This window comes from Agrobacterium vaccinii (genome assembly GCF_021310995.1).
Lineage (GTDB): Bacteria > Pseudomonadota > Alphaproteobacteria > Rhizobiales > Rhizobiaceae > Agrobacterium > Agrobacterium vaccinii.
In genome coordinates, this window is the sequence record NZ_CP054150.1 from 1695771 (window position 1) to 1720963 (window position 25193).

General features: G+C 58.1%; 19 protein-coding genes. 12 read left to right on the top strand and 7 right to left on the bottom strand.

Going from position 1 to position 25193, the window contains the following annotated elements; translation table 11 throughout:
- Positions 1-380 precede the first annotated feature (380 nt).
- Positions 381-1628, bottom strand: coding sequence for an OmpP1/FadL family transporter (locus HRR99_RS08495; protein WP_111838171.1), 1248 nt, complete (start codon positions 1626-1628; stop codon positions 381-383).
- Between the two features lie 537 nt (positions 1629-2165).
- Between HRR99_RS08495 and trmFO the strand changes: the two genes are divergently transcribed.
- Positions 2166-3638 (top strand): methylenetetrahydrofolate--tRNA-(uracil(54)-C(5))-methyltransferase (FADH(2)-oxidizing) TrmFO, encoded by a 1473-nt coding sequence (gene trmFO / locus HRR99_RS08500; protein WP_233121157.1) that lies wholly within the window; start codon positions 2166-2168, stop codon positions 3636-3638.
- Here the strand turns inward: trmFO and HRR99_RS08505 are convergent.
- The 5 genes from HRR99_RS08505 to yajC form a co-directional block, all read right to left on the bottom strand.
- Positions 3587-4084, bottom strand: coding sequence for a hypothetical protein (locus HRR99_RS08505; RefSeq protein WP_233121158.1), 498 nt, complete (start codon positions 4082-4084; stop codon positions 3587-3589). The genes trmFO and HRR99_RS08505 overlap by 52 nt on opposite strands.
- A 99-nt stretch (positions 4085-4183) precedes the next feature.
- Positions 4184-5032 (bottom strand): phytoene/squalene synthase family protein, encoded by an 849-nt coding sequence (locus tag HRR99_RS08510; protein ID WP_233121159.1) that lies wholly within the window; start codon positions 5030-5032, stop codon positions 4184-4186.
- 15 nt (positions 5033-5047) lie between these two features.
- Positions 5048-5440, bottom strand: coding sequence for an Mth938-like domain-containing protein (locus HRR99_RS08515; RefSeq protein WP_233121160.1), 393 nt, complete (start codon positions 5438-5440; stop codon positions 5048-5050).
- Positions 5440-8016 (bottom strand): protein translocase subunit SecDF, encoded by a 2577-nt coding sequence (gene secDF / locus HRR99_RS08520; protein ID WP_111838167.1) that lies wholly within the window; start codon positions 8014-8016, stop codon positions 5440-5442. The genes HRR99_RS08515 and secDF overlap by 1 nt, the downstream gene beginning before the upstream one ends.
- 77 nt (positions 8017-8093) lie before the next feature.
- Positions 8094-8450, bottom strand: coding sequence for a preprotein translocase subunit YajC (gene yajC, locus HRR99_RS08525; RefSeq protein WP_042619276.1), 357 nt, complete (start codon positions 8448-8450; stop codon positions 8094-8096).
- Positions 8451-8685: 235 nt separating this feature from the next.
- Between yajC and HRR99_RS08530 the strand changes: the two genes are divergently transcribed.
- Complete coding sequence (locus HRR99_RS08530; RefSeq protein WP_233121161.1) at positions 8686-9558, top strand: ATP-binding protein; 873 nt, start codon at positions 8686-8688, stop codon at positions 9556-9558.
- Between the two features lie 180 nt (positions 9559-9738).
- Positions 9739-10638, top strand: a complete 900-nt coding sequence (locus tag HRR99_RS08535) for a BAR domain-containing protein (RefSeq protein WP_233121162.1) — start codon at positions 9739-9741, stop codon at positions 10636-10638.
- 79 nt (positions 10639-10717) lie between these two features.
- Here the strand turns inward: HRR99_RS08535 and HRR99_RS08540 are convergent, their stop codons facing one another.
- Positions 10718-14116, bottom strand: a complete 3399-nt coding sequence (locus tag HRR99_RS08540) for a YhdP family protein (RefSeq protein WP_233121163.1) — start codon at positions 14114-14116, stop codon at positions 10718-10720.
- A 177-nt stretch (positions 14117-14293) separates the two neighbouring features.
- On the opposite strand from HRR99_RS08540, the gene bcp reads away from it, so the two are divergent.
- From bcp to HRR99_RS08585, 9 genes are all read left to right on the top strand, one after another.
- Entirely contained in the window at positions 14294-14761 is a 468-nt protein-coding gene (gene bcp, locus HRR99_RS08545; protein ID WP_233121164.1) for a thioredoxin-dependent thiol peroxidase, read from the top strand.
- A gap of 100 nt (positions 14762-14861) precedes the next feature.
- Positions 14862-16133, top strand: a complete 1272-nt coding sequence (locus HRR99_RS08550; RefSeq protein WP_233121166.1) for a M23 family metallopeptidase — start codon at positions 14862-14864, stop codon at positions 16131-16133.
- Between the two features lie 209 nt (positions 16134-16342).
- A complete protein-coding gene (locus HRR99_RS08555; RefSeq protein WP_233121167.1) occupies positions 16343-17839 on the top strand; it encodes a DEAD/DEAH box helicase in 1497 nt (498 codons plus the stop codon).
- A gap of 1 nt (position 17840) precedes the next feature.
- Positions 17841-18257: an NUDIX domain-containing protein gene (locus HRR99_RS08560; protein ID WP_233121169.1), complete on the top strand. Its 417-nt coding sequence runs from the start codon at positions 17841-17843 to the stop codon at positions 18255-18257.
- A 136-nt stretch (positions 18258-18393) separates the two neighbouring features.
- Positions 18394-19467: a branched-chain amino acid ABC transporter substrate-binding protein gene (locus tag HRR99_RS08565; RefSeq protein WP_233121170.1), complete on the top strand. Its 1074-nt coding sequence runs from the start codon at positions 18394-18396 to the stop codon at positions 19465-19467.
- Between the two features lie 131 nt (positions 19468-19598).
- Complete coding sequence (gene rpe / locus HRR99_RS08570) at positions 19599-20276, top strand: ribulose-phosphate 3-epimerase (protein ID WP_111838159.1); 678 nt, start codon at positions 19599-19601, stop codon at positions 20274-20276.
- A gap of 124 nt (positions 20277-20400) precedes the next feature.
- Positions 20401-21708: an adenylosuccinate lyase gene (gene purB / locus HRR99_RS08575; RefSeq protein ID WP_233121172.1), complete on the top strand. Its 1308-nt coding sequence runs from the start codon at positions 20401-20403 to the stop codon at positions 21706-21708.
- Positions 21709-21893: 185 nt separating this feature from the next.
- On the top strand, positions 21894-22466 hold the full coding sequence (locus HRR99_RS08580) for an RBBP9/YdeN family alpha/beta hydrolase (protein WP_111838157.1): 573 nt from the start codon (positions 21894-21896) through the stop codon (positions 22464-22466).
- Between the two features lie 158 nt (positions 22467-22624).
- The gene (locus tag HRR99_RS08585) at positions 22625-25171 is read left to right on the top strand and encodes a sensor domain-containing protein (protein ID WP_233121174.1); all 2547 of its coding nucleotides are present in this window, start codon (positions 22625-22627) and stop codon (positions 25169-25171) included.
- Positions 25172-25193 lie beyond the last annotated feature (22 nt).

Sequence of the window (25193 nt, forward strand, 5' to 3'; positions counted from 1 at the left end):
GCGATAGATCAGTCTTTGCATGGGAACAAATGTAGGAGCCGTTTCCGGCAATATAACGGCGTTGGACTGCCGTCATAATCGTCTGGAGCAAGACCACGAATTCAATTCGTGCGTTTACTTGCTTAGACACTGAATCCACACTTATTTTCACATTAACCACTTCCGCAGACCCCCTGTCGAAGCTTGCATATTCTTCCATTTCCCGCGCCCTCGAAGACAAACAAGCAACTTGTTTGTGGCGGGAAATGGACAAATAGGCAGGCATTCTTACGCTACGTGAAGGTTGCAGAAATATGTTGCCAAATCGTCACAATATTGCGAGCGGGCAACAAAAAAACCCGGCCTTGGCGGACCGGGTTTCAGAATAGTTCAAGCGCTGACTAGAACTTGACTTTAAGCGATGTCGAAACAGCCGCAACGAGGTCGTTACCAAAGCTGTAAGAGGCGTCATTACCGTAGACCTGACCGTTGATCGTGGTGAGACCAGAGGAACCACTTGTGAGGATGCCAAGAGCACCAGCAAGACGCAGTTCGACATTTTCGGTAGGAGAGTAGGAGACACCGGTACCCAGCGTCCACGTGTCTGTCTGAGTACCGAAGCCCTGAGAGGTTCCACGATCCCATGTTACGGTTACGGCGCCGCTCCACTGATCATTGAACTTGTGACCTACGCCGCCTGAGATAGTCCAGCCGTCGCGATAACCCAAATCAAGGGAGGTAGCGGGGTTTGCTCCACAGATAGGCACACCTGCCGTCGAGCAGTAAAATGGGACTTTCGAAAATTGGCTCCAGTCAACCCACTTCACAGAACCGAGCGCAAGCCAACCAGGTGCTATACCCGTCTGAAACTTGAACTCAAGCGTGTCTGGCATCGCCTGTGACCCGGAAACAGGCACGACTGGACCACCTAGTGCCGCGACCTGCGAAAGGTTAAGCGTGCCCGTGATGTCGTTCAACTTCACTTCACTATTATAAACAAGGCTCGCACGAAGTGCGTACTCTGGAATTTCATACGCGATGCCTGCGCGCCATCCCCAGCCATCACCTTTCAAATCAAGGCGACCAACACCTGTACCCAAAATATTAGCTGGCAAAACTTGACGTTCTTTAAAGCCAGAAAGCTCCTGATAAAAACCACCCCCAATGAAGCGAAGCTGTCCTTGTCCGACATCAAACTTGTAGGAACATGTTAAAGCATAGTTATCGCTCTCTACCTTGGTTTCGATATTCTCATTTATACCCGCCCAATTTCTTCCCGGCTTAGTATGCGCGCCCCAAGGCTGGGAGTAATCAACCATACAATCCGTGGCATCACCGAATCCAGCTTTTAAGCCGACTCGAGGTACCCAGTAATTTTCGCTATCGTCTGTTGATGAAGACAGATTGTTGTTGTCGCCATTCTGTCCGAGAAGCGGGTTATTGCCGGTGTTCGTATCTCTCGCATTCTTCAACTTACGCTGAGGAGCAACGAACGTCGCAGTCGATTCTGCTGCAAATCGTGAACTATCAAAAAGCAGGTCAATATTATACCCGCCGCGCTCCAACCCACCCGCAAACGCAGGCGTCATCGATGTCAAACCGACGGCAAAGCTCAAGGCACCACTTAAAATGATATTTTGTTTTGCCATGTCTCTCCCCAATCAAGGCAATGCGTTGGGAAAAACGTGCCGTGCTTTGAAAAAAAAGGCAATCTACCGCCTGCTGAGTAAAGCGTTTTGCACTGCAAAAATAATTTACGTAAGATGCCCATCTACAGCGTATACGGGTGCTTTACAGCTAATTTGTTCTAACTATTAGGGATTAATCAGGCCAAAACGGAATGAAATCCCACCAATTGGCCGTTGTGTGACTCTGCCACCACAGCCATGTTTTTCACATTCAAAAGCCGTTATTTCGCCTGCTTCGCCCTATGGTCGCATCTGTCGTCGAGGTTTCTGCAAAATTGTGAAGCGATTCTCTTGCTCGGCATCATTGCCGTCAGCATGGGGCAGAAACCGCTGATCCGTTGACAGTCTCCTGAAACAGAGCTGCCGAAAAAGTTTGGCGGCATTTCCGTGTCGTGGTACTGGATCGGCAAAATCGCCTCCTGAAAATGGCTGGCTTTCCAATCAAACCAACATGTCCGCTGGAACGCACGTCGCGCTCTATGGCGGTGCGGGTGTACGATGCAAGACAAGACTTATTCCCCCATTCATGTCATTGGCGGCGGGCTGGCCGGTTCTGAAGCGGCTTGGCAGATTGCGCAGGCGGGCGTTCCTGTCATTCTGCACGAGATGCGCGGCGTGCGCGGCACGGATGCGCATAAGGGTGATGCGCTGGCGGAACTCGTCTGCTCCAACTCCTTCCGCTCGGATGATGCGACAGCGAATGCCGTGGGTGTCATTCACGCGGAAATGCGCCTTGCCGGTTCGCTGATCATGGCCTGCGCCGACCGCCACAAGGTGCCTGCTGGCAGCGCGCTCGCCGTAGATCGAGACGGCTTTGCCGATGCGGTGACGGCAGAGCTTGCGGCCCATCCGCTGATCACTGTCATCCGCGAAGAAATCTCAGGCCTGCCGCCGCAGGAGTGGGACAACACCATCATCGCCACCGGCCCACTCACCTCGCCCAACCTCGCTGCCGCCATTCAGGCCGAAACGGGTGAGGATGCACTTGCCTTTTTCGACGCCATCGCTCCCATCATCCACCGAGACAGCATCAACATGGATATCTGCTGGTACCAGTCACGCTATGACAAGGTCGGCCCCGGCGGCAATGGCAAGGACTATATCAACTGCCCACTGGATGAGCAGCAGTACCATGCCTTTATCGACGCGCTGATCGCGGGCGATACGGTCGGTTTCAAGGAGTGGGAAGGCACGCCGTATTTCGACGGCTGCCTGCCCATCGAAATCATGGCGGAGCGTGGACGCGAGACGCTGCGCCACGGACCGATGAAGCCGATGGGCCTGACGAATGCCCACAACCCGACAGTCAAGGCTTACGCCGTAGTTCAGCTTCGGCAGGACAATGCGCTGGGCACGCTTTACAATATGGTCGGTTTCCAGACGAAGCTGAAATACGGCACGCAAGCCGATATTTTCCGTATGATTCCGGGTTTGGAGAACGCCGAGTTCGCGCGTCTCGGCGGTCTGCACCGCAACACCTATATCGATTCCCCTCGCCTGCTCGATCCATCGCTGCGGCTGAAATCACGGCCCTCGGTGCGCTTTGCGGGCCAGATCACCGGTTGCGAGGGCTATGTCGAAAGCGCCTCCATCGGCCTTCTGACTGGCCGCTTTGCGAGCGCCGAACGCAAGGATGAGCCGGTCAGCCTGCCGCCTGCGACCACCGCACTCGGTTCGCTGCTCAGCCACATCACCGGCGGCCATCTTTCCACAGATGAAGAGCCGGGCAAGCGTTCTTTCCAGCCGATGAACGTGAATTTCGGGCTGTTCCCGGAACTTGCGCCCGGCTCCATCGTCAAGCCGGAGGGCGTGAAACGCTTCCGCGGCAAGGACAAGACGATCATGAAGCGGCACCTCATGGCCAAGCGTGCGCTGACCGATTGCGCATCATGGCTTGGCGTTCCCGCCCCTGTGTTCGCTCAAGTAGAAGAGGACGGCGACGGCGTGGAGGCAGGGGCATCCGCCGCCTGATCCTCTGAAATCTCCGGCAGGCTTTCGGCGGCTTCCAGATAACTGCCGAGCAGCCACAGAGAGACTTCCGCCGCCTCGCCTGCCGATTTGAACCGGTACGCGCCGCTATATTTCGGCGCGTCGACAAAGGTCACCACGAACCCGTCGCCGGTTTCCAGTTGCTCCACCGTAATGCGCTCGGGATCGATCAGCATACAGGCGTGGTGCTTGCCCATATTGCGCATGAAACCGGCCTTGTTATCGTGCAGGCGCACGAACACCGCCATGCCATCTGCGGTCATGTGCAGGCTGCGAATGGCTTCGGTTGGAAAGGCGCGCGCGAAGTCGAGAATGGCCTGTCCGGTGTCGTGACTGTCACCATCACCCGCATCCCGCTTCATGCGCCAGAAATACATGCCAAGAAAGCCGAGCGGAACGAGAATGACGATCCAGATCAAAGGGTCCATCGACGTTGCTCCATGCGGCTGCTCGTGGTGGTGGTGGCGGGAAAGTGTCTCATCGTTTCCGGTTCATAGCCAGCGAACCTTGCGCGAATGTTGAGCAGGCTAAAACCGCTTCAGCACCGAAGCCTTGCCCAGCAGCCACTGCCTCCGCAGCATCGATGGCTGAATATCCTGTTCGAACAGCCCGGCCCCTGCCCGGCGCGCGTCGGCAATCACCCTGCCCGTCAGTGCCACCGGAATGAAGGCCGGAAACACGGGCTTGGGTATCGTTGCGCCACGCGCCTTTTTCAGATGGTCTTGCGCGTGGACGCAGAAAATCTCGATGGCTGCCGCAATGCGCGACGTGTCCTTGCCTTCCAGAAACGTCTCCCGGTCCAATCCTGCTGCCGAGAGCATGTCGAGAGGAATATAGACCTGGCCGCGCCGTCTGTGCAGCGGCGCCAGCAACAGCATTCCCGCCATGGCCTGCGCCACGCCTGCGTGACCGGCGGCATGCGCGCTCAGGGTCGCATCGGCTGGCGATAGCACAAGGCTGCACAGCTGGATCAGCGCCGATGCCGTTTCCCCGGCATAGCCTTCCAGCGCGTTTCGATCTTCGAAGGGGTCGTCATAGAGATCGAATATCCGGGCGTCGATCATGTCGATCAATGTCTGGCGCGGCAGATCGAAGGTTTCGATGGCGCTCAGCAGCCCTGCGGCGACAGGGTTGGCAAGGCTTTCGCCATGCGGCGATCCATCCAGAAAATCACGCCACCACTGCATCCGCACCTCGCCCGGCAAGGCTTCGCGCACGAGGTCGCGAATGCGGGCAATCTCGGCGTTGAAGGCGTAGAGCGCAGAAAGAGCGGGGCGTTTGTCTTCAGGCGAAAGCAGACAGGCGAGATAGCGGTCTCGGTCGAGATCACGCAACATCGTCAGGCACGCGTCCTTGTCTGCCAACGGCTCGGTCATGACTGTTCCGCTCTTTCAGCCTTCGACGGCAATCAGGGCTGCCGCAACGGCACGCGCTTCCGAAAGCATGATGTTGTAGGTGCGCACCGCAGCACCCGTGCTCATCGGGTCAGCAGCAATGCCTGCGTCCCGCAAAGCCTGCTTCAACTCTTTGGGAAGCACGCGCATCGTATCGCCCATGCCAACCAGCAGGACTTCGATGTCGCCAGCCTGCGCAATGATCCGCGAAAAATCCTCGACGGACAGTTTTGCCGGATCATCGACGCTCCAGCCGTGAATGCCAGAGGGCAAGCAGAGGATGGAGCCGCGATGGGACATGTCGGCAAAGCGAAAGCCGCCATTGCCATAGGCATCGATGGGCGCCCGGCCGGGAAAATGGGCCGGGCGTATTTCTATACCAGCCGCCATCAGACAGCAGGCTTGCCGTCAATAGCGTTTGTCTTGCCATTGGACTTTGCATCGGCCTTCTCGTCTTCGGTGTCATTACCACCTGGGCGAAGTTTGAAGGCGATAAGCACTGGTGCAGCGATGTAGACCGACGAGAAGACGCCGATACCGACACCGAACAACATGGCGAAGGTGAAGGACCTGATAACTTCGCCGCCGAAGAGATAGAGCGACAGCAGCGCCAGCATCACCGTCAGACCTGTGAGGATCGTGCGCGACAATGTCTGGTTCAGCGAAACGTCGATGATCATGGACAGCGGCATCTTCTTGTAACGCCGCAGGTTTTCACGAATTCGGTCATAGATGACGACGGTATCGTTCAGCGAGTAGCCGATAATCGTCAGGATCGCCGCGATACTGGTGAGGTTGAACTCTATGCCTAAGAACACGAAGAGACCAACGGTCAGCACCACGTCATGCACCATCGAGATGATAGCACCGAGCGCGAACTGCCACTCGAACCGCACCCAGATGTAGGCCATGATAGCGACCATGGCGAGCAGAATGCCGATGGTGGAGGTGAAGGTCAGGTCGCCGGAAACGGCAGGGCCGACGACTTCCACGCGCCGGAACTCGTACTTGTCCTCAAGCTCGCCACGCACCAGCGTGATGGCAGACTGTTCGGCATTCTCGCCGCCTTCCTGCGCCTGAATGCGGATCAGCACGTCCTGCGGAGTACCAAAGCCCTGCGCCTGGATTTCGCCGAGGTTGAGCTGGCTCAAACGATCGCGAATATCGGCAATGTCGGCATCACCCTGCTTGGCCTTGACCTCGATGACGGAGCCGCCCTGGAAGTCGATACCCAGGTTGAGACCTTTGGTCATGAAACCACCAACGCACGCCAGCATCACCGCACCGGTGAAGAGGAACACGTAACGGCGGTAGCGCATGAACGGAATATCCTTACCATCGAAAATGGCGGTGCGGATACCGTTCGGCAGATGCTTTGGACGGCTGCGGCGAACCCATACACCGAACAGCCATGCCGTCAGCGTGTAAGCGGTGAAGACGGTGGTGACGATACCGACGGCAAGCGTGACCGCAAAGCCCTTGACCGGGCCCGTGCCCATATAGAACAGCACGCTGGCAACGATCAGTGTCGTCAGGTTGGCGTCGATGATGGTCGCAAAGGCGCGGGTAAACCCGTTCTCCAGCGAGGATATCAGCGGCTTGCCGCTTTTCACCTCTTCACGAATACGCTCATAGATCAGAACGTTCGAATCCACGGCCATACCGATGGTCAGCACGATACCGGCGATACCCGGCAACGTCAGCGTCGACCCGATCATACTCAGCACCGCGAGCAGCATGACGATGTTCACGATGAGAGCGATATTCGCCAGCAGGCCGAAGAAGCCGTAGAAAATGAACATGAAGATGACAACGCCGATGGCACCGATGGCACTGGCCATCAGACCGGCGTTGATCGAATCGCTACCAAGGCTTGGGCCAACCGTGCGTTCTTCAACAACGGTCAGGGTTGCCGGAAGTGCACCGGCACGCAGCAGAACGGCAAGATCGTTTGCGCCCTGCACCGAGAAGTTACCGGAAATCTGGCCCGAACCGCCGATGATCGGCTCGCGGATCACAGGCGCTGAGATAACCTGATTATCGAGGATAATGGCGAAAGGCTTGCCGACATTCTGCTGGGTGGCCTGCGCAAAACGCTGCGCGCCACGGCTGTCGAAGCGGAAGGTCACGACAGGTTCGTTGTTTTGCTGGTTAAAGCTCGCCTGCGAATCGACCAGATTGTCACCGGAGACCAGTGCGCGACGCTCGACCAGATACGGAACCGGTGGATCGTCCTGCGAATAGAGAATTTCAGACGTCGCAGGCGGACGGCCATTTAAGGCTTCCTGCACCGGCATGGACGTATCGACCATACGGAAGGACAGCTTTGCCGTCTGGTTCAGCAGCGACTTCAAACGCTGCGGATCCTGAAGGCCCGGCACCTGCACGATGATGCGGTCGGAACCCTGACGCTGGATCAGAGGCTCGGTCGTGCCGACTTCGTCCACGCGGCGGCGAACGACTTCGATGGACTGCGACACGGCAGACGACAGGCGATAGTTGATGCCGTCATCGGTGAGGTTGAGGCGCAGCAGGTTGTCGCCGCCATCGCTCATCGTGACTTCATTAATGGATGTGCCGACCAGCGTACCGGAAGAGACGGGCAGCGTCAGGTCGCGAAGTGCGGTCTTTGCGGCCTCGTACTGTGCCGGATCGCTGATGCGAACCTGCACCTGCTGGCCGTTACCGGCAAGGCCGGAATACTTGATGTTGGCATCACGCAGCTGGGTGCGCACATCGCCCACGATGGTCTCGAGACGTTCCTTCACGATGTCGGAACGCTCGATCTTGAGCATGATGTGGGAGCCACCCTGAAGGTCGAGACCTAGCGTTACCTTATTATCCTTGTACCAGTTGGGCATGCCCTCCAGCTGCTTGTCGGTAAACAGGTTTGGAGAAGCGATAAACACGCTTATCAGCACGGCCAGCCAGATGAAGGCTGTTTTCCAGCGGGAAAAATGAAGCATTGAGGTCTCGGTCAGGGTTGGGTGTCAGAACCCAGGCTGCGGTCGCCGCAGCCTGCTTATTAGGTGCGTTGCGTGTGTTACTTCGCGTTGGCAGGCGCTTCGGTCTTCACCGGCTCACCCTTGACGCGGACTTCGGCGATGTAGGTGCGCGATGCACGAACCTTGACGCCTTCGGCGATTTCGACTTCCAGTTCGTTGTCATCGATGACCTTGGTCACCTTGCCGACGATACCGCCACCGAGAACGACCTGATCGCCGCGACGGATGGCCGTCAATGTTTCCTGACGCTTCTTCAACTGTGCGCGCTGCGGACGGATCAGGAAGAAGTACCAGACCACCATCAACGGTGCGAACAGGAAAAGCATTTCGAGGCCAGACCCGAATGCAGATGGTGCGCCCGCTGCATCCTGGGCAAAAGCTTGGCTAATGAACATTAAGAACTCCTCAGATTATCGGGCGCAGTCTTCGCCACTGGCCGGCTTTTCAAGCCGCCGGAATATAGTTGCGATCCCCTAGAATGCAACAGACAGACACTGCGCGCCGTACCGTTTCCACGCCTCATAACCTTTCAACGCAATAAACACCATGCTACCCCGCAGAAATTCTAGGCTTGTGCCGCCTTCATGGCGTGGAAAACACAACGGGAACTGTTTGCAGGGAGACGCGACGATGACGCCGGAAGAAACCAACATGGCTCTGCTTACCGAAGTTCGACGCATCGCCACGGCGCTGGAGCGCCTGGCGGGCCCTGCCCCCGCTGCAAACGACTGGAACAGCGCCGATTGCTTCGTCTGGGTGCCGGCCAATAGCTGGCTCCAGCCCGTGCCCCGGCCAAACCGCATTGCGCTTCAACTCATTCGCGGCGTGGATCATGTTCGCGATATCCTGCACGAGAACACCCTTCGCTTTGCGGAAGGCTTTGCCGCCAACAATGTCCTTCTTTGGGGCGCGCGCGGCATGGGCAAATCCTCGCTGGTCAAAGCTGTTCACGAAGACGTGCGTGCAGCCAGCGGCGCAGCTTTGAAGCTGGTGGAAGTCCACCGTGAAGACATTCACACCCTGCCAGCCCTCCTCGATATATTGAAAGCATCTGATCAGCGCGTCATTCTCTTTTGCGACGACCTGTCATTCGACCACGATGATACCGCCTACAAATCGCTCAAGGCAGCGCTGGATGGCGGCATAGAGGGGCGGCCTGACAACGTGTTGTTTTACGCCACCTCCAACCGCCGCCACCTCCTGCCCCGTCACATGATGGAAAACGAGCAATCGACCGCCATCAACCCGTCCGAGGCCGTTGAGGAAAAGGTGTCGCTGTCAGATCGCTTCGGCCTGTGGCTCGGCTTCCACAAATGCAGCCAGGATGACTATCTGACGATGATCGATGGCTACAGCGACTACTTCGATCTGGGGATGTCGCGAGAAACGCTCCATCGCGAAGCGCTGGAATGGGCAACCACACGCGGCGGTCGTTCAGGCCGCGTCGCATGGCAATATATACAGGATGCCGCAGGACGTCTGCGCAAACCGCTGGACCGATAGGCTAGATTCGCGACAATCTGCGCGAGTAAAGCCGGAAATATTCGGCGGCGAGACGAAAGTTTTAGCCGTCGACGATATAATATCGACCTTAATTAGTATTTCAGACGATACTTCGGAACAAACCGATCACGATTTCGTTTTTCGCAGGCGCAAAACAAGCGCTACTGTCAGGAGAGCGAAATGACCGACCAAACAAGATATGCCACTACGACGACAGGTGTTCACGCTCCTGTACTGCGCGATTCGATTGCAAATGTTTCCTGGGGCAGCATCTTTGCTGGTGTCGCCATTGCGCTTTCGCTGCATTTGCTGCTCAACCTCTTAGGCCTCGCTATCGGCGCAGGCGTCATCGATCCGGCGCAGAACGACACGCCAACAGCAGCTTCTCTTTCCACCGGCTCCGTTATCTGGGTCATCGTCAGCGGCATCATCGCAGCCTTTATCGGCGCTTATGTTGCAAGCCGCCTGTCCGGTCGCGTGGTTCGTTCCACAGGCGCTCTGCATGGCCTCGCATCCTGGGCTGTCACGACGCTCATCGTCTTTTACCTGCTGACAACATCCGTTGGTGCATTGGTCGGCGGCGCGTTCACAGGCGTAACGAGCGTTTTCTCTGGCGCCGGTTCCACCATCGCGACTGCGGCAACCGCTGCTGCACCATCGCTCGCTACGGCGAACAACCCGATGTCGACAATCGAACAGCGTATCCGTGAAGCAAGCGGCGGCAACGACCCGCAGGCCCTGCGCGATGCAGCCGTCAGCGCCATGCGCGCTGCTCTGACCGGTGATCAGGCTCAGGCAGACGATGCCCGCAACCGTGCTGCCGATGCTCTGGCCCGCGCCCAGGGTATCCCTGTCGATCAGGCCCGCCAGCAGGTTACAGACTATGAAAACCAGTACAAGCAGGCCGTAGAACAGGCAAAGAAGACCGCAACTGAAGCCGCTCAGGCAACTGCCACAGGCGTTTCCACCGCTGCTTACGTTGCTTTCGGTGCGCTTCTGATCGGTGCCATCGCAGCCCTCTTCGGCGGTAACATCGGCGCAGCCCATACGGACCGTCGCCGCGAAGCCATAATCGAGTAAACAAAAGCATACCTATCGTGGTGCGCGTGAAAACGGACACCACGACACTTCCGCGGGTCGCTTCCAAGCGGCCCGTTTTTTATTGGAATTCGAAGATTTGCCGGAAGACACCGGGTGCAATCAACGACAGAGGGTTGATCGTCAGGCGCGGTGAGTCGGTCTGGCCGGTCAGCTTGAATGTGATGCCGAGCAATCCGCGATCCCGCCCATTGCCGAGGAAAATGCCGATGAAGGGTAACTCGCCGAACAGACGGTTCAGACCATAGGCGGGCATGAACGTGCCGGTCATGTCCATATTGCCGTTTTGATCCTTGACCAACCCCTGGAATGTCGCCCCGATCTGCTCACCCCTGATGACGCCGTTTTCCAGCGCCAGCGTGCCATTGACATAGACCACCCGGGCAAAACCACGCTGAAACTTTTCCGAGCTGACATCGATATTGCGGCGAACGGCGTTGTTGAGGCTTCGCCCATCCTCACCCGTGGGCGTGGCAACGATATCCTGAAGCTTGGCCTCGTTCAGAACCGCGAAGTTGCGCATATCGAGCGATCCGCTCCAGTCGTTGCCGTTGGCCGTCGTTAGCGCAAGGTTCAGCAGGCCGCCGCGCACGCGCGAATAGAGGTTGGTGAAGCGGGCAAAGGAACCTGCATCGCTTGTGGTCAGATTGATCGTTCCCCCGCCGCCCCGGTTGGTGGTCTGGGCAACCAGCGCCTGCCCCCGGCTGGTGACGGCTTTCATGTCGATGGTCCGCAGCTTGCCGTCGCGCAGATTGACGTCGGCATTGACGTTGCTCATCACCTCGTCATTGAAACCGTAAACCTTATCCAGTTGCGCCTTGATGGAGAAAGCACCGAAATCGGTATTATCGGATGGTGCAGCGCCGCCATTCTTGGCAGACGAGTTGCGCAGCCTTGCGATCAGGGGCCTCAGATCGATGGACTTGCCGCTGGCGTTGATCGTGTAATTCTTGCGCACTGAGGAAACGCTGACAGAGACATCGTCTTGCGGCGAGAGCTGGAACCGCGAAAAATTGGCAGCGGTCAGCCCGGATTTATCGAATGTCAGATCACCCGCCGCACCGAAACCATCGCCCTTCAGCGAGAAATTCTCGATAGAGGTGCGGCCATCCGCCGTCTCCATCACGAAGGATGCGGATGCCGGAATGCCCGCACCTTTGGTCCAGCCAATGCCGGGCAGCACGATGGAAGCGTTCGACAGATCAAGCTTTACGGTCTGGCGACGCGGGTCGGAGGCATTGATCTCAAGCATGGTCGTGCCGCCAAGAAGCTTGGTCAACTCCGGCGCAAGCTTGGCCACCTGACCCGGCTCCAGCGTTGCCTTGATCACCATCTGCCGCGGAACGGTGCTGGTCTTGCGCGTGGGCTGCACGACATCGATATCCATCGCCACATCATCGATGCGCGCTTTGCCCTTCAGCCGAAGGGCGTCGTTGTCGATCGTCAGCGGTCCATTCACCGCCGAGATATTGCGACCCGAGAAGGGCTTGGTCAGCGCGACATCATCCAGATCCAGTCGCGCCGACCATGCAGGTGGCGGCGGGTTTTGGCTGGCCAGCAGGCCGATCCGCAGCTTGGCATTGGCTTTCACCTGCCCGGCGAAATCACCCGGCTTGAACTCCGTGTCGCGCAGAGCATTGATCGGCTGGAAGGTCGCAAGTTCCGCCACCGCATCCGCCGAGCCCGAGACATTGAGGTCGAGATCAGCCATCAGCGGCTTGTCGTAGACGGATTTGATCGCGAACGTGCTGTTTTCAAGCGTCAGCGTGCGGTTGGAGGGGAAGAACGATGTCGCCTTGATGATATCGACATCGATCGTCTCGCCGATCAGCTCAAAGTGAGCGTATGCATCGCGCAGCGGCGGGATATCGCCAGCTACATTAAGACGGGTGTTTTCCACGTCGAACTTGATCTGCAATTCGCTATCGGCAAGTTCCAGCGGGCAACCGGGGCCGCACATCCGTCCCTGCGGAATGAAGACGGAAATCGATCCGTTTCTGATCGTACCGCCAAAGAGGTTGGACACCACCCAGGGCCTTGCCTTGCGGGCCATCCAGAACGGCCATAACTGCTTGACAGCCGTCGCTTCCATCTTGGCGATCTGTCCACCGAAACTGATTTCAGGCGAACCCTTGCCAACGAAATGGACTTTGAGAGACCCGGCCATATCTCCAAGCGCACTCTTTACATAGAGCGCTGGCACATCGAGCAGGCGTGTCGATTTGTTGAATGTTCCATCCGCCGTCAGGTCGAAGGTGACGGGCGGTTCTCCACCCGCCTCGGCCAACGCTGTTGCCCGCTCCATGCGCAGGGCAAGGTCATAGCCGGTGGCGCTGTCCTTGATTTCGCCCCGCAGCGGCAGAACGGTTTGGCCGAGCGTCAGGTGGGAATTTTCAAGCGCAATAACGGTCTTGTCGAAATCGTAGCGGGCATTGATCACCCCGCTCGATACCGGCTGCGCATCGCCGCCGATATAGAGCTTGCCATCGCCGATGCCGACAGAAACGGACAGAGAAGGCTCCGCATCGCCGTGATCGCGATTGCCGATGATATTGAAGCCCGCCTTGACGTTCAGCCCCTGGTGCATCAGCCCTTCCGGGTCGTGCTGTTCCAGAAGCGGGCCGATATCGAAACCATCGAGCCGTGCGCTGAAATTGCCGATCGTGCCCTGAGACCCACGGGCGGCCAGCGACAGCGTCGCCACTTCGCCGTTGAAAGAAACATTGCCATCCAGCGAATATCCGCCGTTACCATCCGGTACCAGCGATAATTCCTCGAGCAAGATGGTGCGCGGCTGGCCGTCTTCACGCGCAGGCAGGCGCACGGCGATGTCGGAAAGATCGATTTCTTCCGTACCGCTGGCCTCGAAGGCCAGCGCAAAACGGTCCAGTTCCGCAAAGGCCAGATTGAGATAGGAAGGCACATCGCCAACGCGTAGGCTCGAAAAATCCAGCCCCTGCCCCTTCGGCAAAAGCGCCGTATCCAGCTCCATGCCGGTGGCCTCAAGGCTTTGCACAGAGACGCGACCGGTCAGGAGCGCCAGCGGATTGAGCGCCATGCCAATGGCACGAGCGCGGCTGACATGCTGGCCGGTGCCCTGGTCGATGATATCGACATCCTGCGCCACCAGCGCCAGGTGAAAGCCGGATGCGAACCGCACCGATGTAGAGCCGATCCGCGCCTCGTATTTGGAACCGAGCGACCGTTCCAGCGCCTGCTTGGCCTGCGTTGACAGCGTGCTGTCGATAGAACCGGTCTCGATGGAGAGGATGATGCCGCCGATGGAAATGAAGGCGAGGACGACGAGAGCCGCAAACACCTTGAACAGCGATCGCATCATGGAGCGCGGGAGCGGGCAATGCACGATGATCGGATCTTCGACTTGGGCAGAGGGCATCGCATGCAGCGGCGTGATATCGCGCTTGCTGAAGCTTACCTTTTCACCACGAATTTCCGCCATCCGCCTGTGCTTGCTCCCGGAATTGCCACGCCCTGAAAATACCATCAGGGTCTGTTCGGAATGGCGGCTCAACCAACCACACCGTCTGACTCGCCACAAGACTGGACGAAGCTCTTATTCGGTATATATCGAATAATGGCCCATTTACTTAACAATCCGGCGAAAGAAAGGTCACCCATGACAGAACTGAAAATCGGAGATGCTGCACCGGATTTCACCCTTCCCAGAAACGGTACGGGCGACGTCAATCTCGCAGGCCTCAAAGGCAAGGCTGTGGTACTCTATTTCTACCCAAAGGACGATACGTCGGGTTGCACGGCGCAGGCCATAGACTTCAGCGCCATGGGCGCAGATTTCGAGGCGGCCAATGCCGTCGTCATCGGCATTTCACCCGATTCGGTAAAGAGCCACGACAAATTCGCCGCCAAACATTCCCTCACCGTCATGCTGGCGTCCGATGAGGAACGACAAGTGCTTGAAACCTACGGCGTGTGGAAAGAAAAAAGCATGTATGGCAAGAAATATATGGGCGTCGAGCGCACCACATATCTCGTGGCCCCGGATGGCAAAATCGCCCATATCTGGAACAAGGTGAAGGTGCTCGGTCACGCGCAGGACGTGCTCGAGACGATCAAAAAGCTCTGAAATCGACGCGTGGACAACGAGACTGCCCGCGAAAGTCAAAACTTCGTTAACCTTAACAAATTACTATCCAGCTGAACGTGATCTTGGCTGGAGGTGGATTTTGACGGAAGCGGGTAAAAACCTGGCCTTTGGCAAAAAGCGCCAGCAGCACGTCCTCATTCTGGCGAGTGGCGAAAAGGTTCGCCACATCACCATCCGCCCCTGGCTAGCGGCAACGGCACTGTGCCTCGCGGGCCTCCTCAGCGTCGGTTACATCGGCTCCACGGCCTATCTGATTTTGCGGGATGATCTGGTCGGCGCTACGATTGCCCGCCAGTCCCGCATTCAGCGCGAATATGAAGACCGAATTGCCGCGTTGCGCGCGCAAGTGGACCGCGTCACATCCAAACAGCTTCTTGACCAGCAAGTGGTGGAGCGCAAGGTCGAGAAGCTTCTGGAACAGCAGAACGCCCTCACCTCACGCCACGGTCGCATGAGCGAGTTGCTCGAACGGGCCGAGAAATCCGGCCTGTCCGAAACGCCGGTCGAGAGCCGCCCCGTCAATGCCTATTCCGCAGACAAACGTGCCAGCCTGTCTGGCGCTTCCAGCGCAATCGAACACCTGATGGCCCCGCCATCGTCGGCAACCGCCCTCAAGGGCAGCCTCGGTTACGGCACCAGAAGCGACAAACTCTCCGAACGCAGCCTTGCCAAAATGGTCGCTTCGCTGAGCGAGGTCGAAAACGATCAGTTAAGCCGAATCGCTTCGCTGACCACGGGTGCAGCCAGCAAGGCAAACGCCATGGCGGATATCATCCGCAGCACCGGCATCAAGATCGATGACAAATCGAGTGAAAATATCGGCGGCCCCTTTGTCGAGCCGATGACAGCCAGCGCCGAAACTTTCGAGACATCGCTGAGCAATCTAGACGACGCCCTGAACCGTCTGGAAAGCGTGCGCGGCGCAGCCGTGGCACTTCCTTTCGGCAACCCTGCCCCCGGTCGCGAGATATCCAGCCGATTCGGTAACCGGATCGATCCCTTCCTCGGACGCCTCGCGTTGCATGCCGGTGTGGATTTCGTCGCCGAAACGGGCGCCGACGTCCACACGACAGGTGCCGGAACGGTGATTAGCGCCGGATTTTCCGGAGGTTACGGCAATATGGTCGAGGTCGATCACGGCAAGGGCATCACCACCCGCTATGGCCACATGTCACAAATTCTGGTCAAGGAAGGCGACAAGGTCGCGCTGGGTGATGTCCTCGGAAAAGCCGGCAGTACCGGTCGTTCGACAGGCCCGCATGTGCATTACGAAGTACGCCTGAATGACAATCCGGTCGATCCGATGCGGTTTCTGGTTGCCGGAACAGAGCTAAAAACCTATCTTCAATAAAACAGTCGCCAATGCGCGGCTTGGTTATTGATACCGATACAATTGCCAGTCTCACTGCAATCAGTGCGGCAAGCTGTATTATTTTGGGATAAATCCCTGTTTCCTTGACTTTCTTGCCAATTCGGCCTATTCCGCCGCTACCGGTCTGCGGCGTCGCCGTTATGACAGCTAAGTGTTCTTTTCGAACCAACACGGAAACAGTTTTTCCTTTGACAACATTCTCTGATCTTGGCCTGAGCCAAAAAGTTCTTTCTGCTATCGAAAGTGCCGGCTACACGACACCGACACCTATTCAAGAAGGTGCGATCCCGCCAGCGCTGGAACGACGCGACATCTGCGGCATCGCGCAAACGGGTACGGGAAAGACCGCATCCTTCGTGCTGCCGATGCTGACCCTTCTCGAAAAAGGCCGTGCGCGCGCAAGAATGCCGCGAACCCTCATTCTGGAGCCGACGCGCGAACTCGCGGCGCAGGTTGCTGAGAACTTCGAGAAATACGGCAAGAATCACAAGCTCAACGTGGCTCTCCTCATCGGCGGCGTGTCCTTCGATGAACAGGACCGCAAGCTGGAGCGCGGCGCAGACGTTCTGATCTGCACCCCTGGCCGCCTGCTGGACCATTGCGAACGTGGCAAGCTGTTGATGACTGGCGTCGAAATCCTCGTGATCGACGAAGCCGACCGCATGCTCGACATGGGCTTCATTCCCGATATCGAACGTATCGCGAAGATGATTCCCTTCACGCGTCAGACGCTGTTCTTCTCGGCCACCATGCCGCCAGAAATTCAGAAGCTGGCCGACCGCTTCCTGCAGAACCCGGTTCGCATCGAAGTGGCCAAGCCGTCTTCGACCGCGAAGACCGTGACGCAGCGCATCGTCGCCACGCACGACAAGGATTACGAGAAGCGCGCCATTCTGCGCGATCTCATAAACGCTCAGACGGAACTCAAGAACGCGATCATCTTCTGCAACCGCAAGAAAGATGTCGCCGATCTGTTCCGTTCGCTGGAACGTCACGGCTTCTCGGTCGGCGCTCTGCATGGCGACATGGACCAGAACTCGCGCACCAAGATGTTGGCGGGCTTCAAGGATAACCAGATCACCCTGCTCGTCGCTTCCGACGTTGCAGCACGCGGTCTCGACATTCCCGACGTCAGTCACGTCTTCAACTTCGACGTTCCGATCCATGCGGAAGACTATGTCCACCGCATCGGTCGCACGGGCCGCGCTGGCCGCTCCGGTGCTGCATTTACCCTGGTCAACCGTCGTGACACCAAGTATCTGGACGCCATCGAAAAGCTGATCGGTGAAAAGATCGAGTGGCTGAGCGGCGACCTGACCGAACTGCCCGCCCCGATGGAAAGCTTTGCTGCCGAGCGCCCGCGCCGTGGCAAGGAAAAGGAACCACGGGGCCGTGGCCGCGACAGAAATCGTCGCGAAGCCGCACCACAGATAGAAGTCGAAGAAAAGATCATTCAGCCAGCCGCCATCGTTGAAGTTGCGGCAAACGGAGGCGAAAAGTTGAAGGCAGAGCGCAAGCAAGAAAGAGCACCTCGCAATTTCGAGCGGAACCACAACACGACGCCTCCCGCAAACGACGATAATCGCCGTCGTCACTACCGTGATTACGACGATGGCCCGACACCAGTCGGCTTCGGCGATGACATCCCTGCGTTCATGCTGATCGTGGCAAGCGCGAAAGCCTGATATGAAACCCGGCACTCATTTTCCGGGTGTCGGTTCCGGCCTCGTCATTGAACGGGACGGAAAGGTGCTGCTCTACAAGCGGGTCAATCCGCCCGAAGCAGGCCACTGGAACATCGTCGGCGGCAAGGTGGACCATATGGAGCCCGCCGCCACAGCCGCCAAGCGCGAGGCCGAAGAAGAAACCGGCCTTGCCATCGGCGATGTGACATTCCTTTGCATCAGCGAACAGATCATTCCCGAAGATGGACAGCACTGGCTGTCGCTCATCTATCTGGCTCGCAACGTGAAGGGCGAACCGAGCCTGACAGAGCCCGATAAATTATCAGATATGGGCTGGTTCGACATGGATGACGCCCCGCAGCCACTGTCGCTTTTCGCACAGGATGCGTTCCGCCATCTGCGCAAGCGGAGCGCGTGAGGGTCACGGAGCCCCTACATTGCTGAAAATACGCCAAAATTCGTCCTGCTAGCGCCTTTTCGAAAGCATTGCCTCTTTTGTAAACGGTTCTGTGTCGATAAACATCGCAGGACAGGAAGAGGACAACAGCCGCCCGATGCCATTATTTCGCCTGCTCATCATTGCTGCCAGTGTCACCTTTGCCGGCACAGCAAGTGCCGCCACCATCGGTGTCGTCGCGCCGCAGAATGGTGCCTATGAGATGCTGGGCCTACAAATTCGCCAGGGCGTGAAGATCGCAGCGGCCAAGGCTGGCCTCGATGTCATGGAAATTCACGAAAGCTGCGAAGAAGGCAGCGGTGGCGCGATAGCCGATGGGCTGGTCGCGGCCAAAGTCAGCGTTGTCATCGGCTTTCTGTGCACAGAGACGTTGCAGGACGCCCTGCCGACGCTCAAGAATGCAGCCATTCCCGCCATCACCCTGTCCAGCCGCGCCTCCGGCCTGATGGAAGACACGTTGAAGCGTGGCTTGCCACTGTTTCGTCTCGGCCCATCCGATGCTGCCGAGTCCGACGCTGCCATCGAGGTCATGCTGCGGGACTGGAAAGGCCACTCCTTCGGCCTCATCGATGACGGCACGATCTACAGCCGCGAACTCGTGGATCGCATTCGCACCAGGCTGGAAGAATCCGGCCTGAAGCCGACCTTCACAGATACCATGCGCCCGTCACAGGAGCAGCAGGTTGCGCTGGTCAGGCGTCTCAGCCGCACCGGCATCACCCATGCCTTCATCGCCGCCGAGCGCAATGATGTCGCCACTGTCGCCCGCGACGTGGCCGCCGAGAAGGCTACGCTGACCATTATGTCCGGTGACACGATGAGAGCGGCCAACAGCCCCGTCGCCTTGCAGCCGGGCGTCCTTGCCATCACCACGCCGGATTATGCCGCTCTGCCATCTGCCGCCGAGGCGGTGAAGGAATTGCGGGCCGCCAATGTGGAGCCCGAGGGCTATGTTCTGCCAGCATTCGCCGCGACGCAGATCACCGCAAAGCTGAACGAGTTGGTAGAAGCGCAGGACAAGCCCGCGCCGACGCTGATGATCGGCACGCCGTTTGACACCGCGATTGGCCAGATCACCTTCACCGACCGCCACGAGCTTCAGGCCAATCTTTACCGCTTGCAGCAGTGGAACGGCACAGCCTTCGTTCCTGTGGACCGCGCAGAACGCTGACCACAATTGCCCAGGCGGTGATTGTTGATCCCGCGCATCGGTGTTAAATGCCCGCCATAGGAGATCGACGGCAAATGAGGCTTCCGGCCTCGGGTCGCGATTTCGCATTCTTGTTTCAGGAGCTTTTGCAGATGACACTCCCCGTCAGAATTGCCCCCTCCATCCTTGCTGCCAATTTTGCGAAACTCGGTCAGGAAGTCTCCGATGTCACGGCGGCGGGTGCCGACTGGATTCATCTGGATGTGATGGACGGACATTTCGTGCCGAACATCTCCTTTGGCCCTGATGTGATCAAGGCGCTGCGCCCGCACAGTGAAGCGTTCTTCGATTGTCACCTGATGATCGCCCCCGCCGATCCCTATCTCGAAGCCTTCGCCAAGGCTGGGTGTGATGGCATCACCGTTCATGCCGAAGCGGGTGCGCATTTGCACCGCTCGCTGCAAACCATCCGCGCGCTCGGCAAGAAGGTCGGCGTCACGCTCAATCCGGCAACGCCGCTGTCGGTTCTGGAAAACGTGCTCGATGATGTCGATCTCATCCTCATCATGAGCGTCAATCCCGGCTTCGGCGGCCAGAAGTTCATTCCCGCCATGCTGGACAAGATCCGCGCCGCCAAGGCGATGATCGGCGACCGTCCTATCGAGCTTGAAGTCGATGGCGGCATCACCATCGACACGGCAGGCAGCGCCATTGCCGCAGGCGCAAACGTGCTGGTCGCCGGTTCTGCCATCTTCAAGGGCGACGGCACGGAAGACTATCGCAAGATGGTCAGCGCCGTCAGAACCGCTGCAGAAAAAGGCCGCGCCTGACCTTCGTCTCAAGCGGCGGCCCTGCCCTGCCACCGCTTAACCCTCACACGCGCTATGCGTTGAGATTATCGGGACACTTTGCTAAAGGGGCAGAAATATTCCTTCCTGAGAGAAAGTCATTGCTATGATCCCTCGTTATTCCCGACCGGAAATGGTCGCAATCTGGTCGCCGGAAACAAAATTCCGCATCTGGTTCGAAATCGAGGCGCATGCCTGCGACGCGCTGGCGGAAATCGGCGTCATCCCCAAGGATGCGGCCAAGACCATCTGGGAAAAGGGCGGCGCTGCGGAATTCGATGTCGCGCGCATCGATGAAATCGAAGCCGTGACCAAGCATGACGTCATCGCCTTCCTCACCCACCTGGCGGAATTCGTCGGCCCCGACAGTCGCTTCATCCACCAGGGCATGACATCTTCAGACGTGCTGGACACCACGCTGAACATCCAGCTCGTGCGCGCAGCCGATCTGCTGATCGCCGATATGGACCGCGTTCTCGCAGCGCTCAAGACCCGCGCATTCGAACACAAGGACACGGTTCGCATCGGTCGCAGCCACGGCATCCATGCCGAGCCGACGACGATGGGCCTGACCTTTGCCCGCTTCTATGCCGAGATGGACCGCAACCGTGCCCGCCTCGTCAACGCTCGCGCAGAAATCGCAACCGGTGCCATTTCCGGCGCTGTCGGCACATTCGCCAATATCGATCCGTCCGTTGAAGAACACGTCTGCAAGGCGCTCGGTCTCGTACCGGAGCCCGTCTCCACGCAGGTCATCCCGCGTGACCGTCACGCCATGTTCTTTGCAACGCTGGGCGTCATTGCCTCGTCCATCGAAAACGTCGCCATCGAAATCCGCCACATGCAGCGCACCGAGGTTCTGGAAGCCGAAGAGTTCTTCTCTCCCGGCCAGAAGGGCTCGTCGGCCATGCCGCACAAGCGCAACCCGGTGCTGACCGAAAACCTCACCGGCCTTGCGCGTCTGGTTCGCATGTCTGTCGTTCCGGCCATGGAAAACGTTGCCCTGTGGCACGAGCGCGATATCAGCCACTCCTCCGTAGAACGCGCTATCGGCCCCGACACGACGATCACGCTCGATTTTGCGCTGAACCGTCTGGCTGGCGTCATCGAAAAGCTGGTGATCTACCCCGACAACATGCTCAAGAACATGAACAAGTTCCGCGGCCTCGTTCACTCCCAGCGCGTTCTTCTGGCACTGACGCAGGCTGGCGTTTCGCGTGAGGACAGCTATCGTCTCGTCCAGCGCAACGCCATGCGCGTCTGGGAAGAAGGCAAGGACTTCCTGGAAGAGCTGCTTGCCGACGAAGAAGTCCGCGCCGCGCTGCCAGAAGAAAAAATCCGCGAGAAGTTCGATCTGGGCTATCACACCAAGCATGTGGACACGATTTTCAATCGCGTGTTCGGCAAGGGTTAAAGGTCGAAAGACTTTCGTCCTTTCTTCCGTCATCCTCGGGCTTGTCCCGAGGATCTAATCACGCTTCTGCGGACGCGACGTGGGTAGATCCTCGGGACAAGCCCGAGGATGACGGAGAGAGGATTTACCGTCACTACACAAACCGCCACCTTGATTCCACCCACAATCACACCGAGATATGCGGCATGAAAGCATCTGAAGCAGATATCCTCATCGTTCCCGGTTATACCAATTCCGGCCCTGAACACTGGCAAAGCCGCTGGCAGGAAAAGCTGTCCACGGCTCGTCGTGTCGAGCAGGCGGAGTGGACAAAGCCGGTCAAGGATGACTGGGTGGCGAAGCTGATCGAGGAAGTGAATGCCTGCACCAAGCCGGTCGTGCTGGTCGCGCACTCCCTCGGTGTGCCGACCGTTATGCACGCGCTGCCGCAGATCAAGGACAAGATCGCCGGTGCGATGTTCGTTGCCCCACCGGATGTGGCAAACCCGGATATTCGCCCGAAACATCTCATGACATTCGGGCCCTATCCCCGCGAACCACTCCCCTTCCCGACCATCACCATCGCCAGCCAGAACGACCCCTTCGGCACCTATGAGCATGCGGGCGATATCGCCAATGCCTGGGGCTCGACATTGATCGATGCGGGCATGTCCGGCCATATCAACACCGAGTCCGGTCATGGTCCGTGGCCGGAGGGTACGATGGTGTTTGCGCAGTTTATCAGCAAGCTGAAACCACCTGCCGGATTCACCAAGTAATTTCATTAGTTATTTCAAATATTTCACGACCCTAACTTGCGAAGCACATTTTTTTGCACGTCCCTTTTAACTGCGACTTAAGTCTGCGAGAATAGGGTGCGAATTGAGAGCGTACGCCCGTGCGCTATTTTAATCGATTGAACATATGGCAGGATCGCGTGAACCAAGATCTGTTGCTGAAAGATATTCTTGAAGCTCTGCCCGTTCCCGTCCTCCATCTTCGGGCCAGTGGCGATATCGTCTTCGTTCCGGCCAATTTCAATATGGCCGCCTCCTGCGACACCCCAGGCCATCTGCTGGACTTCATCCACACCGATGACCACGCGGGCATTACAGAGGCGCTGGCAACCCTGCCGGAGGTTTCTTCGGCGGCGCTGGAAGCCCGGTTGCACGGCACCGGCACTGCGGATCGTTACGCGGTCCTGTCTTTAAGCGCGGTCGGCACCGGCGCGCGTGCTAGAACGCTGGCTCAATTCACCGATATCACCGAGCAGCGACACCGGGAAAAAGAAATCGCTTTTCGCGAAAGCCGCTGGAACAGCGCGCTCGTCAGCTCCGTGTCCGGCGTCTGGGACCAAAACCTCGTCACCGGTGCGATGTACGGTTCGGATACCTGGAAGGCCATTCGTGGTCTGGCACCACACGAGTCGGTCGAAACCGATTACAACAAATGGGTGGATTTGCTGCACCCGGATGACCGGGAACACACGCTGCATTGCATAGAACGGCAGAATGCTGGCGATCCCGCCTATACCGCCTTCCAGTACCGGGAGCGGCACAAGGATGGCCACTGGGTCTGGATCGAGTGTCGCGGGGCCTGCATAGAGCGCGATGAATACGGCAGGCCGGTACGGATCGTCGGCACCGATACGGATGTATCCGATCGAAAAGCCACCGAACACCTCATGGAGCGCATCTCGCGCCATCTGAAAGTCGCGCTCGAAGCCTCGCAGGTCGGCGTGTTCGAAGTCGATTTCGACGAGGGAGAAACCATCTGGGACGAGCGCATGTACGAAATGTACCAGGTCGATCCCATCACGCCCGTCAAGATCGGCGGCCTGTGGGAATCGCGCGTTCACCCAGACGATCTGAAGCGGGTCGGTAAAAACGTTTCGAACAAAATCGAAGAACTTCAGCCCTTCTCCGAAGACTACCGCATCATTCTGCCGGATGGCTCCTTGCGCTACATTCGCGCCCGTTCGCTTCCTTTCTTCGATATCGATGGCCGCAAGAAGATGATCGGCGTCAACTGGGATGTGACGGCAGACGTGCAGCTTCGCCACGAGCTGGAGCGCGCCAAGACACTGGCGGAAGCCCGCAATCTCGAGCTTGAAGCTGCGAGAGCGAGCATCGAGCACAACGCGATGCATGACTATCTGACCGACCTGCCAAACCGTCGTTATCTGGACGACGTGCTGGAGCGCCGCGTGCCGGGAACAGCCGAGAACAAACGCGGCATTGCCATCCTCCACATCGATCTCGACCGTTTCAAGCAGATCAACGACACATTGGGGCACCGCACCGGCGATGTCATGCTGCAGCATGTCGCCGATCTCTTGCGCAAAAACCTGAAAGCGGACGAGTTCGCGGCACGCATCGGAGGCGATGAGTTCGTCTTTGTATCGCCCTTCAACGGCAACACCCGAAGAGTGGCGGCGATGGCCGACGGCCTGATCAAGGAGTTGCGGAAGCCGGTTCTGCATGAAGGGCATGAATGCCGGTTTGGCGCCAGCATCGGCATTGCCTGCGGCATCGGCGATGACATCGATTACAAGCAGGTTCTGCTCAACGCCGATATCGCGCTCTACAACGCCAAGAAACGTGGTCGTAACCGCTATGAATTCTTCTCCGCCGACACGCAGGATTGGCTGATCAACACCAAGCGCGTCTCGGACGAAATTCTGACGGCGCTGGAGCGGGACGAATTCGTGCCCTACTACCAGTTCCAATTCGACGCCAAGACGCTTGATATTTCCGGCGTGGAAACGCTGGCCCGCTGGAACCACCCGATCGAGGGCATTCTGACACCGGATAAGTTTCTGGCCGTGGCCGAAGACCTCGACGCCGTGGCGACCATCGATGGCATCATTCTCGAAAAGGCATTGGCCGATTTCAAGCTGTGGAAAGCGGCAGGCATGGCCATTCCGACTGTCTCAGTCAACGTTTCGGCCCGACGTCTGCACGATCCTGCGCTAACGGACACACTGGACCGGCTGGATATCGAACCTGGAACGCTCTCATTCGAGCTACTGGAATCCATCTTCCTCGATGACAGCAACGACATCGCTATTTCCAATATGCAGAAGTTGCGCGCGCTGGGCATCGATATCGAAATCGACGACTTCGGCACCGGCCACGCCTCGATCATCAGCCTTTTGAAAGTCAGCCCCAGCACACTGAAGGTGGACCGGGAACTGGTGCGCCTGACACCTGAGTCGGCAGAACAGCGCAAGCTGCTCAGTTCCATCATCGATATCGGCCACTCGCTGGGCATCAAGGTCGTGGCGGAAGGTGTGGAGACGGCAGAGCATATCCGCATCTTGCAGGAGATGGGCTGCGATTCGCTTCAGGGTTATGCCCTGTGCCGCCCGATCCCACGGGATCAGGTTCCGGCTTTCGTTGCCGCCGAGGGTTGGCGATCGGCAGCAACGCACATGCCACCCAAAACGCGCAGAAAAGCCGCCAATCTGCCTGCAGAAGAGTAGATGGCGGCTGACTGAAACTTTG